At 63.9% G+C, this 13544-nt stretch carries 17 protein-coding genes; 12 read left to right on the top strand and 5 right to left on the bottom strand.

Annotated features, from left to right (window positions below):
- Positions 1-94 precede the first annotated feature (94 nt).
- From XH89_RS01335 to XH89_RS01325, 3 genes are all read right to left on the bottom strand, one after another.
- Positions 95-622 (bottom strand): cytochrome b/b6 domain-containing protein, encoded by a 528-nt coding sequence (locus XH89_RS01335; RefSeq protein WP_194465359.1) that lies wholly within the window; start codon positions 620-622, stop codon positions 95-97.
- Positions 623-626: 4 nt separating this feature from the next.
- A complete protein-coding gene (locus XH89_RS01330; RefSeq protein ID WP_194465358.1) occupies positions 627-917 on the bottom strand; it encodes a PepSY domain-containing protein in 291 nt (96 codons plus the stop codon).
- 207 nt (positions 918-1124) lie between these two features.
- Positions 1125-1475 carry a hypothetical protein gene (locus XH89_RS01325; RefSeq protein WP_194465357.1) on the bottom strand — a complete coding sequence of 117 codons (351 nt, stop codon included), beginning with the start codon at positions 1473-1475 and terminating at the stop codon, positions 1125-1127.
- 105 nt (positions 1476-1580) lie between these two features.
- Between XH89_RS01325 and XH89_RS01320 the strand changes: the two genes are divergently transcribed.
- Positions 1581-2111 (top strand): TetR/AcrR family transcriptional regulator, encoded by a 531-nt coding sequence (locus XH89_RS01320; protein ID WP_194465356.1) that lies wholly within the window; start codon positions 1581-1583, stop codon positions 2109-2111.
- 57 nt (positions 2112-2168) lie between these two features.
- On the top strand, positions 2169-2366 hold the full coding sequence (locus tag XH89_RS01315; protein WP_194465355.1) for a Trm112 family protein: 198 nt from the start codon (positions 2169-2171) through the stop codon (positions 2364-2366).
- Between the two features lie 207 nt (positions 2367-2573).
- Here the strand turns inward: XH89_RS01315 and XH89_RS01310 are convergent, their stop codons facing one another.
- On the bottom strand, positions 2574-3794 hold the full coding sequence (locus XH89_RS01310; protein ID WP_194465354.1) for a ubiquinone biosynthesis hydroxylase: 1221 nt from the start codon (positions 3792-3794) through the stop codon (positions 2574-2576).
- A 163-nt stretch (positions 3795-3957) separates the two neighbouring features.
- Between XH89_RS01310 and tesB the strand changes: the two genes are divergently transcribed.
- Positions 3958-4821 (top strand): acyl-CoA thioesterase II, encoded by an 864-nt coding sequence (gene tesB, locus XH89_RS01305; RefSeq protein WP_194465353.1) that lies wholly within the window; start codon positions 3958-3960, stop codon positions 4819-4821.
- A 48-nt stretch (positions 4822-4869) separates the two neighbouring features.
- Here tesB and XH89_RS01300 read toward each other — a convergent pair whose 3' ends face one another.
- The gene (locus XH89_RS01300; RefSeq protein ID WP_194465352.1) at positions 4870-5760 is read right to left on the bottom strand and encodes a DUF4339 domain-containing protein; all 891 of its coding nucleotides are present in this window, start codon (positions 5758-5760) and stop codon (positions 4870-4872) included.
- Positions 5761-6005: 245 nt separating this feature from the next.
- On the opposite strand from XH89_RS01300, the gene XH89_RS01295 reads away from it, so the two are divergent.
- The 9 genes from XH89_RS01295 (at position 6006) to XH89_RS01255 (ending at position 13544) form a co-directional block, all read left to right on the top strand.
- Positions 6006-6344: a P-II family nitrogen regulator gene (locus XH89_RS01295; protein ID WP_028176997.1), complete on the top strand. Its 339-nt coding sequence runs from the start codon at positions 6006-6008 to the stop codon at positions 6342-6344.
- A gap of 132 nt (positions 6345-6476) precedes the next feature.
- The gene (locus XH89_RS01290) at positions 6477-7790 is read left to right on the top strand and encodes an ammonium transporter (RefSeq protein WP_194465351.1); all 1314 of its coding nucleotides are present in this window, start codon (positions 6477-6479) and stop codon (positions 7788-7790) included.
- 39 nt (positions 7791-7829) lie between these two features.
- Positions 7830-8144 (top strand): helix-turn-helix transcriptional regulator, encoded by a 315-nt coding sequence (locus tag XH89_RS01285; RefSeq protein WP_194465350.1) that lies wholly within the window; start codon positions 7830-7832, stop codon positions 8142-8144.
- 11 nt (positions 8145-8155) lie between these two features.
- The gene (locus XH89_RS01280) at positions 8156-8512 is read left to right on the top strand and encodes an SRPBCC domain-containing protein (RefSeq protein WP_194465349.1); all 357 of its coding nucleotides are present in this window, start codon (positions 8156-8158) and stop codon (positions 8510-8512) included.
- A 43-nt stretch (positions 8513-8555) separates the two neighbouring features.
- On the top strand, positions 8556-9158 hold the full coding sequence (locus XH89_RS01275) for an ATP-dependent Clp protease proteolytic subunit (RefSeq protein ID WP_194465348.1): 603 nt from the start codon (positions 8556-8558) through the stop codon (positions 9156-9158).
- A gap of 416 nt (positions 9159-9574) precedes the next feature.
- Positions 9575-9913, top strand: coding sequence for a P-II family nitrogen regulator (locus XH89_RS01270; protein WP_027535364.1), 339 nt, complete (start codon positions 9575-9577; stop codon positions 9911-9913).
- 38 nt (positions 9914-9951) lie between these two features.
- Positions 9952-11400: an ammonium transporter gene (locus tag XH89_RS01265; RefSeq protein WP_194465347.1), complete on the top strand. Its 1449-nt coding sequence runs from the start codon at positions 9952-9954 to the stop codon at positions 11398-11400.
- Positions 11401-11606: 206 nt separating this feature from the next.
- Positions 11607-12011 carry a GFA family protein gene (locus XH89_RS01260; protein ID WP_194465346.1) on the top strand — a complete coding sequence of 135 codons (405 nt, stop codon included), beginning with the start codon at positions 11607-11609 and terminating at the stop codon, positions 12009-12011.
- Between the two features lie 318 nt (positions 12012-12329).
- Complete coding sequence (locus XH89_RS01255; RefSeq protein ID WP_194465345.1) at positions 12330-13544, top strand: aminotransferase class I/II-fold pyridoxal phosphate-dependent enzyme; 1215 nt, start codon at positions 12330-12332, stop codon at positions 13542-13544.

Genomic DNA, 13544 nt, shown 5'->3' with positions numbered 1-13544 from the left:
GGATGCCTGTGCCCGATGCGGGCGGACGATCCGACTGGAATTTCTACAGAATCGAACGAGCGCGTGAGTCCGTAGCTGCAGCCCGCCTGCTCGCTCAAAGATGACGACGGATGCGCTTGCGGCCGGTGATCATGGCGCGGATCAGGTTTTCACGCTGCAGCATGCTCATCCCCACGACGCCCGCGACATGCAGCACGACGAGAACGATGACGGCGTCCGATGCGTAAGCGTGGGTGTCCTCGATCCACCAGACGCCGAAGAAGGTGACGGTCACCGACAGCGCGCCCGTGATCGCGGAGATGGTGAGCGACAGCAGCAGCGCCACCAGCATCAAGGTGCCGGCGGGATTGAGCCCGATATAGCGGCCGGTGATGCCGCGACGCAGATTCCAGAGATAAGACGGCGCGGCGCGAAGCCTGACGCCAATCATGCGAAAGCGCGAATAGCGGCTGCCGCAGAAGCCCCAGACCAGGCGAAAGACGAGGAGCCCGATCACCGCATAGCCGACGATGCGATGAAGGCGGTCATGGACGGTCGGCGTGAACCATGCCACCAAGACGCACGCTGCGAGGACCCAGTGCCACAGACGCAGCGGAAGATCCCACACCGCCACCTGAGCCAATGCCCTACTTGGCGATCGTGTGTTTCAGGCTGAGATCTTCCGGGCTGTAGAACAGCTCAAAGAGTTTGCCTTCCTTGACGCCATAGACCTCGTAGCACGAGCCTTCGATCTTGGAGCGACGCACTTCATAGCCTGCGGCCTTGGCCTTGGCTTCCGCATCGCCCGCCGGCTTCCACGACGCCTTGTCGAGCCTGGTGCAATCCTTGAAGCCATCGGCCATCGCCGTCGATCCCACGTTGATTCCCATGCCGATCCCGGCCGTTACTGCGATGGCAAGAACGCGAATGACCTTCACTGATATCTCCTCCTCTGTCGTGGGCACGAAGCGCGGTCGAAGGAAGCCAGGGAGGAGGCGAAGTCAATCGGGGTGCGGACCGCCGCGGCGTTAGAGATATTCTAACCGTCGCCAAAACGTCAGTGCGCTCCGCGCGCAATGTATGTTCGGCCGCGCGCTGCGGCCTTAAGCCTCACGCGTCCCGCTGCGCGTCCTTTGGTGCGGCATTCAGTAGCCAGCCACCGTCATCGCCACGACGGCAGTGAGCATCATCCAACCGAAGTGCCGGCCACGCGTCGCCCATGCATTGGCGAGCGCGGAGAAGCCGAACACGCAGATCATGGTGACGACGATCCAGCGGCGTGCGGCACCTGAGTCCATCCCGGGCGCTGCGATCAGCAGCACGCCGCAGCCGATCCAGGCCACGGTCGAGGCCTGCCAGACCAGGCGGATGAGGGTGCGCAGCCGCGGCGGCTCGATGGTCGCGCGGGGAAAGACCTTGGCCTCGCCGAGGAAGCCATGGACCAGCGCCACGACAATGGCGAGGAGTCCGGCGCCCTGGAGCATGAGATCACGCATCAACGCACTCCGACATTCTGTCCATACAGATATGTATGGTGAGATAGACGCTGGTCAGCCGCCTGTCAATACACTAATGTATGGCCGGAGATTTCGGACCCCGACATGACCGAGCAGCTCTCTGCCGATGACTGGATCAAAGCGGGCCTCAAGGCGCTCACCAACGGCGGCTTCACCGCGCTCAAGGCCGACCCGTTGGCAAGGGCCATGGGCGTCTCGCGCGGCAGTTTCTACTGGCATTTCGCCGATCTCGGCGCGTTTCACGCGGCGGTGCTGAAGCGCTGGCGGGACATCGCGGCTGAGGAGATCATCGCCGGTGTCGAGGCCGGCAGCGACGAGCCGCTGAAAGCGCTGCTGCGCAGGACGTTTGGCGCCCGGCTCGACCTGGAGCGCGCCGTGCGAAACTGGGCGGCGTTCGACCCGGCGGCGCAGGCGGCCGTCCGCGCCATCGACCGCCGCCGGCTCGACTATATCGAAGCGCTGCTGGAACGACGCGGCGTCTCCAGAGCCGCCGCGCAGGCGCGCGCGCAGATCCTTTACTGGACATTTCTCGGTTTCGCGCTGTCGGCCGCGCCAGTGCCGGCGGCGCGGCTCCAGGGACTGCTCGACGAGATCCACACGATGGTCTCGGCCTGACGGCGATGGGCGAGGGAATTATTCTATGCTACACGCAGCCGATCGCCGGAGACCCCTATGAACGCGCCGACTGAACGCCCCGAAAACAGCGTCGATCCAAAACTGCTGGAGATCCTTGTCTGCCCGCTGACCAAGGGCCCGCTGGAATTCGACGCAGGCAAGCAGGAGCTGATCTCGCGGTCTGCAAAACTCGCTTATCCGATCCGCGACGGCATCCCGATCATGTTGCCGGAAGAGGCAAGGAAGATCGACTGAGGAGTGATGTGGCGCAGCGGCGGCACCACGTTCTCGGTGTCATCTCCGCGAAGGCGGGGATCCATAACCACAGGGAGTGGTTATGGCGGAGGCTGGTAACTCCGAGTCTTCGCAAAACTTTTGCTGCGGCGTATGGGTCCCGGATCTGCGCGCGCTTGGGGCGCGCTTGTCCGGGACGACGAGCGCAGTTTGCAGCGACGCCTTTTCCTACAGCGCCTCGCCCTTCAACAGCCGCGGGATCTCGCCGGTGAGGCCGGCGGCCTGGCGGATGAAGAGGTTCTTCAGCGGCGGGGTGCGGTCGACGATGCCGAGGCCGATGTCGCGGACGGTGCGCAGCAGGGTCGACTCGTTCGAGAACAGGAAGTTCAGCGAGTTGGTGGCAACGCCCATCGCCATGGTATCGAAGCGGCGCCAGCGCTGATAGCGCTCGAGCACGTCGGCGCCGCCGAGATCCATGCCGAGCCGCGCGGCATCGACCACGACCTCGGCCAAAGCGGCGACATCCTTCAGCCCCATGTTGAGGCCTTGCCCCGCGATCGGGTGGATGACATGGGCGGAATCGCCGACCAGCGCGAGGCGCTCAGCGACGAAGGAGCGCGCCACGAAATAGGACAGCGGGAAGGCGCGCGGCTTGTCCAGCGCCTTGACCTCGCCGAGATGCAAACCAAAACGCTGCTCGAGTTCGCTGTGAAACGCCTCGTCACTGAGCGCAATGATGCGCGCGGCTTCACTGCGGCGCTCGGTCCACACCAGTGAGGAGCGCTTGCCGGTCAGCGGCAAAATCGCGAACGGCCCCGCGGGCAAAAAGTGTTCTTCGGCGCGGCCCTCGTGATCGCGCTCGTGACCGACGGTGACGACGATGCCGGATTGATCGTACTCCCAGCCATGGGTGGCGATGCCGGCGCGCTCGCGCAGTTTCGACCGCGCGCCGTCGGCAGCGACCAGCAGGCTCGCCGCGATGACGCTGCCATCGCCGAGTGTGACGTCGACGCCATCGGCGCTGGCATCGTAGGACGCAACGGTCGTGGCGCGAAGATCGATGCCGGCGGCTTCGGCGCGGACGACCAGCGCATCGATCAGGCGGTGGTTCTCGACCATGTGCGCGAAGGGCTCGCCCGGCGCGACATCGCCGGCGAAATTCAGGAAGGTCGGACGCGTGGCATCTTCCAGCTTGGAATCCGTGACGACCATGTCGAGGATCGGTTGCGCCTCGCGACTAACATCGTCCCAGGCGCCGATCGCCTCGAACAGGCGGCGGCAGGCGGCGACGATCGCGGTCGCGCGGGGATCGCGGCTCGGCCGCGTGCTGAGCGCAGGATCGGCGACGATGACGGGAATCTCGGGGCCGAGCCCCTGGCGCAGTGCCAGCGCGAGCGCCAGGCCCGCAAATGCGCCGCCGCCAATGACAATACTACCCTGTACCGACATACCCAGACTTTCCTGCCAAAATTCCCGGCCAATTCTCGGTCTTGCTAGCAGACTTGAGGTGGGCGAAACAGTGCGGTGAAACAAGGGCGGAACGGCGCCCACTTGTGTCATTCCGGGGCGCGCAAAGCGCGAGCCCGGAATGACGACTGAGAGAGTTGCTGTCATGTCCAAGAGCCTGATCGACCTGATTTCGATCCTCGACCTCGAGCAGCTCGAGGTGAATTTGTTCCGCGGCAACAGTCCGAAGACGAGCTGGCAACGGGTGTTCGGCGGGCAGGTGATCGGACAGGCGATGGTGGCGGCCTGCCGCACCGTCGAGGGCCGGCTGCCGCACTCGCTGCATTGCTATTTCATCCTGCCGGGCGATCCGCAGATCCCGATCATCTACCAGGTGGAGCGCCTGCGCGACGGCAAGAGCTATTCGACGCGCCGCGTCACCGCGATCCAGCACGGCAACGCGATCTTCTCGATCATGGTGTCGTTCCACGCCGAGGAAGAGAGCGCGTTCGACCACCAGGACAAGATGCCTGACGTGCCGCCGCCGGAGAAGCTCACGGCGGAGGAGGTGGCGAAGCAGCCGATGTTCCGCGAGATGCCTGAATTCATCCGCCGCTATTACGAGTCCGATCGTCCGATCGAGCTGCGCCCGGTCGAGCTCGGCCGTTACTTCGGCCAGAAGATCGAGGACGGCCGCATCCATGTCTGGATCAAGACGGCGGCGAAGCTGCCCGACGATCCGGCGCTGCACATGTGCGCGCTGGCCTATGCGTCAGACTTTTCGCTGCTCGATGCGATCATGGCGCGTTATGGCCGCACGCTGTTCGACAAGCGGATGATGCCGGCGAGCCTCGATCACGCGATGTGGTTTCACCGCCCGTTCCGCGCCGACGAATGGCTGCTTTATTCGCAGGACTCGCCGAGCGCGCAGGGCGGCCGCGGTCTGACCCGCGGCTCGATCTTCAAGCCTGACGGCACGCTGGTCGCCTCGGTCGCGCAGGAAGGCTCCGTGCGCGAGCGGCGGAGCTGATCGCGCCCCAAGCGCGATAAATCGCGCTCGGGACTATTCGGATCGTGCTTACATCGAGCCGCGCGGTGCGAGCACCGTCTGCGAGGCCAGCCAGCGCAGCTTCCAGCGATACATCCACGGAATCGGGATGATGAAAGAGCTGACGATGGCGATCACGATCGAGCGCCACAGAATCTCCAGACCGCTGCCGACGAAGGCGATCTCACGCCGCGTGCCCTGGATGTTGCGACAGAACCATCGCATCCAGGCTGCATAGACCCATGCCCAGCCGATGATGGTGATGACGGAAACGGAGAACAGGACCATCCATCCGAGAAAGGCCCAGGGGGTGCCGGAAAAGCTGAGCCCGAGCGGCTGACCGTTCGACGCGAGGTTTGCCACAAACCATTTTATGAAAAGCCAGTAGATGGCGATGTAAGCCAGGAACGCCAGCAGGTTGAGCAACCGGATGCCGGTGAATCCTGCTACGACGAAGAGCGCGATGGTGCCAAAGAACCAGGGCACGATTGTCATCGCACCGCCTTCGAAGCTGAGGTTCGGCCGTCCGGGCACCCGAACGCAGGGCACCAACCACTTGATGTACCATACGATCAGCCAGGGCGCGGGAATGACGAAGGCGGAACCGAAAGTCGCAACGAGCGTGCGCCACGTGAAGTCCCAGATGCCGAAATCGATCGACAGCGATCCACCGGCAGCGCTCCCGCCGCCTGTATAGCCACCGCCACCCATCATCGGCGGCCCACCGGCCGGAATGATCGGCGGCGCGCCGCCGCCGGAGATCAAGCCAGGAATTTCGGCGGCCTTCTGCCAGCCGGCCATGCCCTCGGTCCACACCAGCGTTTCGGGGCGCACGATCCCTTGCGCGATCAGATCGCGGAATTGCCCTTCCGGATAGGGCCCCTGCTGCTTGCCCTCGGATGCATAGAACCAACTCGCCATGACGCGTCCCCCAAAATACTTATGTACCGCTCGGCTGGTGCGGGTTCACCGCATCCATGCCAAAAATGCATTGTGATGGATGAACGGATGCCCTGTACAGAGGCGCCCGTTCACATGACCGCCCTTGGCCAAACGTTTTTCCGCTTCAATGTGCAAGTTTTTTGTGCCATTTGCCCGGAAAGATGCCAGATTGATGCGGCGCCGGGGACATACGGCGCGGCGCATCCCGGGGAATAGGCCTGACCATGAAACTCGTCGTCGCGATCATCAAACCCTTCAAGCTCGATGAGGTCCGTCAGGCCCTGACAGCGATCGGCGTCCACGGCATGACTGTGACCGAGGTGAAGGGCTATGGCCGCCAGAAGGGTCACACCGAGATCTATCGCGGTGCGGAATATGTCGTGAACTTCCTGCCCAAGCTGCGAATCGAGATCGCGGTCGCCTCCGATGTCGCCGACAAGGCCGTGAGCGTGATCACCGCGACCGCCCGCACCGGGCAGATCGGCGACGGCAAGATCTTCGTCACGCCGATCGACCACGCACTGCGCATTCGCACCGGCGAGACCGACAGCGACGCGCTCTGAAACTCTGCTCGAGGCGTTTTCTTTCCGCGAAGCGGTAGCCACTTCGCTCGAAACCGCTTCGGTTCATCTTCTATCGCACCGGGCCGGGACGCCATCGCGTGCAAAGCCACCACGATGCCGGGGGGAAATGACATGGCAGGATTGTTGCGCCGCGTAGCCGGGATGGCTGCGCCGGTCGGATGTTTGTCGACCTTTTTTTCGATTCTGACCTCGCCGGCGCATGCAGCAAGCTCCGAGATCAACACGGCCGACACCGCCTGGATGATCGTCGCCACCGCGCTGGTGCTGATGATGACGATCCCCGGACTCGCGCTGTTCTATTCCGGCATGGTGCGCAAGAAGAACGTGCTTGCGACCATGGCGCAGAGCCTTGCCGCAGTGACGCTGATCTCCATTCTCTGGGTCGCGTTCGGCTATTCGCTGTGCTTCGTCGGCGATGGCCCGTGGCTCGGCTCGCTCGACCGCTGGTTCCTCGCCGGCATGACCATGGATAGCGTCAACCCGGCCGCGAAGACGATCCCGGAAGCGCTGTTCATGCTGTACCAGATGACGTTCGCCATCATCACGGTGGCACTGGTCGCGGGCTCCGTCGCCGACCGGATGCGCTTCTCCGCCTATCTCCTGTTCTCGGTTGCCTGGTTCATCTTCGTCTACATTCCGCTGGCGCATTGGGTGTGGGGCGGCGGCTTCCTCAACAGCATGGGCGTCTTGGATTTCGCCGGCGGCCTCGTCGTGCATCTGTCGGCCGGCACCGGCGGCCTCGTCGCGGCGAAGGTGATGGGGCGCCGTCACGGCTACGGCATTGAAAATCTCTCGCCGTTCGATCTGTCGCTCGCCGTGATGGGCACCGGCCTGTTGTGGGTCGGCTGGTTCGGCTTCAACGGCGGTTCGGCGGGCGCAGCCAATTCGCGCGCGGTGATGGCGATCATCGCGACGCATCTGGCGGCATGCTCGGGTGCGCTGACCTGGGGCGCGATCGAATGGTCGACCCGGCGCAAGCCTTCCGTGCTCGGCATGATCTCGGGCGCGGTCGCCGGCCTTGGCACCATCACGCCGGCCTCGGGCTTCGTCGCTCCGTGGCACGGCATCGTCATCGGCATCGCGGCAGGCGTCATTTGCTACTGGGCCTGCACCTGGCTGAAGCACCGCTTCAATTATGACGACTCGCTCGACGTGTTCGGCGTGCACGGCATCGGCGGGCTGACCGGCACGCTGCTCGCCGGCGTATTCGCGACCAGCGCGATCGGCGGCACGGCGGGCCTGATCGAAGGTCATCCGCAGCAATTGCTGATCCAGCTCTACGGCGTCGCCGTCACCTTCGTCTGGTCCGCGGGCGTCAGCTATCTCCTGCTCAAGCTGGTCGGCCTGTTCGTGCCGTTGCGCGTCTCGCGGGAGCACGAGCTCGAAGGGCTCGACATTTCACAGCACGGCGAGGCCTTGCAATAAGCGCTTGCGCGACACATAAGCACGTGCTTATGTGTCAACATGATCGAAGCCGACATCTTCAAGGCGCTGGCCGACCCGACGCGCCGAAAGGTCTTTGAGAAGCTCGCTGGCGGCAGCCTCAATGCCAGCGCCTTGCGCGATGGGCTGGAGATCAGCCAGCCGGCGATGTCGCAGCATCTCGCCGTGCTGCGCGCGGCCGGCCTCGTGCGCGAGCAGCGGCAGGGCCGCTTTGTCAATTACGAAGTCGATCCGCACGGAATCCTCGCAATCGGCGCATGGCTTGCGCGTTACCGTGCCTATTGGCCGCAGCGCATGGACGCACTCGCTGACCTCCTGAAGGACATGGATCAATAAGGACTGGATCGATGAGCGACGCCGCAAAGCCTGATCGCCCTGATGCAAAGCTGGTGCTTGAATTCGAATTCGATGCACCGCCGACAAAAGTCTGGCGCGCCGTGACCATTCCTGAATTGCGCGAGCGCTGGCTGCCGGATTGCGACCTTGCGGGCGCCGAGCCTGAAACATCGATCCCGGGCGAAGAGGTGCGCTACCGGCTGCGCGATTCCGAACCGCCGTATCGTGAGAGCGAGGTCATCTTCAGGATCGAGCCGAACGTGTCGGGCGGCACGCGCTTTCGCATCATCCAGCAAGCCTGCGAGATCAGCGCAAAACCGCCGCAGCCGGCCAACAGCAATTGCTGCCTGATGCGCGCGGCGGCCTGACACCAACCAAACGTCATCATCACCGGAAAAGGGGAGGTCGCCGATGCGCGACATGCTTCAGCTCGTCCCTATGGTCGTCGAACAATCCGCCCGCGGCGAACGATCCTTCGACATCTACTCGCGCCTCTTGCGCGAGCGCATCATCTTCCTCAACGGCGAGGTCAATGACGCGATGTCGGGCCTCGTCTGCGCGCAACTCCTGTTCCTGGAAGCGGAGAATCCGAACCGTCCGATCAATCTCTACATCAACTCCTATGGCGGCGTGGTCACCTCCGGGCTCGCGATGTACGACACCATGCAATTCATCAAGGCGCCGGTGCATACGCTGTGCATGGGCACGGCGCGCTCGATGGGTTCCTTCCTGCTGATGGCCGGCGAGCCCGGTCACCGCGCCGCGCTGCCCAATGCGAGCCTTCACGTGCATCAGCCGCTCGGCGGCTTCCAGGGGCAGGCATCCGACATCCTGATCCATGCCAACGAAATGCAGGAAACCAAGCGGCGCATCATCCGGCTCTATGCGCAGCATTGCGGGCGCACCGAGGAGGAGGTCGAACGGACCCTGGACCGCGACCACTTCATGACCGCGGAGCAGGGGGTCGAGTGGGGCCTGGTCGACCGGGTGTTCGCAGAACGCGACGCGGCCTGACCGCCGTTCGCGGCCCTTGGCCCAAACCCCTTTGGCCAAGCTCGTCCGTTCGATCCGGTCGCTGCCTTGCGCGCATCCCGTGAGCAGGAGCGCGCGCGAGGTTGAGGGCCGCCGTAATAGGATACCTTTTTGCTGCCCGGCACGTAAGCAGCATTGTGTCGGCAGCCTGTCGTGCCTTCATTTTAACCAGGGCTGACCACGTATTGAGCGCGACGTAATAGCGCACTGCACCGCAATACAAGCCAAACGCGAAAACACCCGTTTTCATAGTCCGTTAGGCAAAGCGCCCGATCTGGCACGGCATTTGATTCTAACGGGCCCGGCTGTGCCCGCGTAGTGAAACTTTCTCCCTCGTGGCGAACCAGTCGAGAAACGCCCGGCCACGTCCGGACCGGGCCCAAGCGGGGATAGGACCCATGAAAATTGTTATGGCGATTATCAAGCCATTCAAGCTGGAAGAAGTCCGTGACGCCCTGACCGCCATTGGCGTTCACGGTCTCACGGTGACGGAAGTCAAGGGATATGGCCGCCAGAAAGGCCATACGGAAATCTATCGCGGCGCCGAATATGCCGTGAGCTTCCTGCCCAAGATCAAGATCGAAGTCGCTGTCGCCTCCGAGCAGGTCGACAAGACCATCGACGCCATCACGTCGGCTGCGAAAACCGGACAGATCGGCGACGGCAAGATCTTCGTCATCAACCTCGACCATGCGGTTCGTATCCGCACCGGCGAGGCCGACGCCGCGGCCCTTTGATTTCGCGCTCAACCAAAATTCAATCAGGAGTAAATGCAATGACGTTTAAGCGTCCCTATGGCGCGGGACTGGCGGCTCTCGCAGTCGGCCTGTTCGCTGCGACCGCAGCCTATGCCGAGCCAACGGTCAACAAGGGGGATAACGCCTGGATGCTGACATCGACGGTCCTCGTGCTGTTGATGACGATCCCGGGCCTCGCGCTGTTCTACGGCGGCCTCGTTCGTTCCAAGAACATGCTCTCGGTCCTGATGCAGGTGTTCTACACCGTCTGCGTCGTCACCGTGATCTGGGCCGTGTACGGCTACAGCCTCGCCTTCACCGGCGGTTCCGACTTCATCGGCGGCTTCTCCAAGGCCTTCATGATGGGCGTCACCACCGACTCGAAGGCTGCGACCTTCTCGGTCGATGCCAACATCTCGGAGCTGGTCTATGTCTGCTTCCAGATGACCTTCGCGGCGATCACGCCCGCCCTCATCGTCGGCGCCTTCGCCGAGCGCATGAAGTTCTCGGCGATCGCCCTGTTCATCCCGCTCTGGGTGACGCTGATCTACTTCCCGATCGCGCACATGGTCTGGTACTGGCCCGGCCCGGACGCGATCCAGGATGCGGCCAAGGCCCTTGCTGCAGCGGCTGACGGTGCGGCGAAGACCGCGGCTCAGGCCAAGCTCGACGAGATCAACGCCGATGCCGGCTGGATCTTCAAGAAGGGCGCTATCGACTTCGCAGGCGGCACCGTGGTGCACATCAACGCCGGCATTGCAGGTCTCGTCGGCGCTCTGCTGATCGGCAAGCGCACCGGCTACGGCAAGGAGCTGATGGCTCCGCACTCGCTGACCATGTCGATGATCGGCGCCTCGCTGCTCTGGGTCGGCTGGTTCGGCTTCAACGCCGGCTCCAACCTCGAAGCCAACGGCGGCGCTGCGCTCGCCATGACCAACTCCTTCGTCGCCACCGCAGCCGCTGCGCTGTCGTGGATGTTCGCGGAGTGGATCGTGAAGGGTCATCCGTCGGTGCTCGGCGTCATCTCCGGCGCCGTCGCGGGCCTCGTGGCCGTCACCCCTGCCGCCGGCTTCTCCGGCGTGATGGGCGCGATCGTCCTCGGTCTGGTGGTCGGCGTGGTCTGCCTGTTCTTCTGCACCGTCGTGAAGAACGCGCTCGGCTATGACGACTCGCTCGACGTGTTCGGCGTGCACTGCATCGGCGGCATCGTCGGCGCTCTCGGCACCGGCATCCTGGTCAATCCGGCTCTCGGTGGTGCTGGCATCATCGACTACACCGCGATCCCGCCCAAGGTTGCCGATTACGACTTCGCCGCGCAGATGATCTCGCAGATCGAAGCCGTCTGCACCACGCTGGTGTGGTCGGGCATCGGTTCGGCGATCCTCTACAAGGTCGTCGATGTGATCGTTGGCCTCCGCGCCAATGTCGAGAGCGAGCGTGAAGGTCTGGACATCACCGACCACACCGAACGCGCCTACAACATGTAACGACTCCTCCCGGGCGCGATCTCTTCGGGGATCGCGTCCACTCCTACGGTTTGGGCACATACCCGGCAATGCCCCGACCGTTGAGGGGCTCCAGCGCAAGCTGGGGCCCCTTTCTTTTTGGGCGGTGCGATCGAGAAAAGGATTGTCATTCCAGATTGCCGGCTCAGAAATAGCGACCACAACGAACAACAAACCGGGAGGTCGTCATGCGTTTGGAAGGCGGATGCTATTGCGGCGAAGTGCGCTATGTGGCCGAGGGCGATCCGATGATGCAGGCCCAATGTCACTGCCGCGAGTGCCAGTACATCTCGGGCGGCGCCCCCAACACCTTCATCGCGATGCCGGCGGACGGCTTCACCTACATCACCGGACAACCCAAGCAGTTCACCCGCAAGGACCTCGCCCGCGCCGTGACGCGGGAGTTTTGTGCCGAATGCGGCACCCATTTGGTGACCAAGGTTCCGGGCCTGCCGGCAGCGGTCGTCAAGGTCGGCACGCTGGACGAGCCGGCACAGTTCCGTCCGCAGATGGCGATCTTCACCTGCGACATGCAGGAATTCCACACCATCCCGTCAGGCATGAAGACATTCGAGAAGCTGCCGGGGCATTGAAGGTGCGCTCCCTCCCCCGCCTGCGGGGGAGGGCTGGGGAGAGGGTTGTCTCCGCACCGGGACCAATCCCTTTGCGGAGAGAGCCCTCACCCGGCGCTTCGCGCCGACCTCTCCCGCAAGCGGGAGAGGTAAAGGAACCGGCGCCCGCCGTTTGGTCCAGCCATCCCGTTGTTATCCGGCCCCATTTTTCCGGCTCTGGACGGACCGGCCGGCCGATGGTTAATCGCGTCTTAACCTCGCCCTATCTATGGTGAACTGAACCGCTTTCCCGCCGGCGCCCGCGCGCGACCGGCCGTTCCGAGAGTACTGGCGCCCAGAATGGTCATGACCGCTTCATCCCGTGCGCCGCAGGCCAGTGCAAGCTCCAACAACGAACGCTCGCCCTTCGTCCGGCTGAACGAGCTGCTGGCGCCGCATCAGCCCGGCAAGCCTTTGATTTCGCTCGCAGTCGGCGAGCCACAGCATCCGGTGCCTGATTTCGTCGGCCCGGTGCTGGCCAAGCACATCGCCGATTTCGGCCGTTACCCGATGAACCAGGGCACCGAGCCGTTCCGGAACGCAGCGAGCGCCTGGCTGTCGTCGCGCTTCAAGCTGCCGCGCGTGCTCGATCCCCGAAGCGAGATTCTCGTGCTCAATGGCAGCCGGGAAGGGCTGTTCCTCGCCGCGATCGCGGCTGCACGCTATGTCGGCCCGCGGCCCGGCAAGCCGGCGATCCTGATGCCGAATCCGTTCTACCCGGTCTATGGCGCCGGTGCCGGCGCCGCGGCCTGCGAGCAGGTCTTTCTGCCGACCACGGTCGAAAACGGCTTCCTGCCAGATCTCGACGCCATCGACGAGGCGACACTGGCGCGCACGGTCGCGTTCTATCTGGCCTCGCCCGCCAACCCGCAGGGCTCGGTCGCCTCGCGCGATTACTTCACCCGGTTGAAGCAGCTCGCCGATCGCCATGGCTTCATGATCCTCAGCGACGAGTGCTATTCGGAGATCTATACGCGCCAGGCACCGGGCAGCGCGCTCGAATGCGCAGGTGCCGATTTCACCCGCGTGGCTGCGTTCCAGTCGCTGTCGAAGCGCTCGAATTTGCCGGGCCTGCGCGTCGGCTTCGCCGCCGGCGACAAGAGATTCATCGGCATGTTCCTGGAGCTGCGCAACATCGCAGCGCCGCAGGTGCCGGTGCCGCTCCAGCATGTCGCGACCGTTGCCTATGGCGACGAGGCGCATGTCGAGGAGAATCGCCGGCTCTACCGGATCAAGTTCGATCTTGCCGACCAGATCATCGGCAATCGTTACGGCTATCGCCGGCCCGACGCCGGCTTCTGCGTCTGGCTCAACACGTCGGAAATCGGCGACGACGTCTCGGTGACGCTGAAACTCTTCAAGGAAGCAGGCGTGCGCGTGGTGCCCGGCAGCTATCTGGCGCGGCAACAGCCCGACGGCTTCAATCCCGGTGCCGGCTATATCAGGCTGGCGCTGGTGCAGGATAGTGAGACCACGGCGCAGGCGCTGCACCGGCTGGTCGAAACTCTGGGTTAG

This window comes from Bradyrhizobium sp. CCBAU 53340 (genome assembly GCF_015291645.1).
In the GTDB taxonomy this organism is placed as follows: domain Bacteria; phylum Pseudomonadota; class Alphaproteobacteria; order Rhizobiales; family Xanthobacteraceae; genus Bradyrhizobium.
This window is presented reverse-complemented; position numbering and strand designations above follow the sequence as displayed.